Source organism: Microvirga pakistanensis (assembly GCF_004458765.1).
In the GTDB taxonomy this organism is placed as follows: Bacteria; Pseudomonadota; Alphaproteobacteria; order Rhizobiales; family Beijerinckiaceae; genus Microvirga; species Microvirga pakistanensis.
On record NZ_SPJX01000347.1, the window covers coordinates 1 to 223 of the forward strand.

1 pseudogene is annotated in these 223 nt (G+C 61.4%); it reads right to left on the reverse strand.

What is annotated here, in order from left to right:
• A pseudogene (locus E4K09_RS18130) lies at nucleotides 1-223 on the reverse strand (carbohydrate ABC transporter permease); the annotation flags it as partial.

Sequence of the window (223 nt, forward strand, 5' to 3'; positions counted from 1 at the left end):
TGTCGAACAGACCGATGGCCGAGTAGAGGTTGAAGAAGGGCAGCGCGAAGACCGCGGGCGGTGCCATGCGGTTGGTGAGAAGCCAGAAGAACAGGTGCTTGTCGCCGAGGACGCGGTACCGCGAGAACGCATAGGCCGCCGGCAATGCGAAGGCGATCGACAGCACCGTGTTGATCAGCACGTAGGTGAGCGAGTTGATGTAGCCGGAATACCAGCTCCGGTC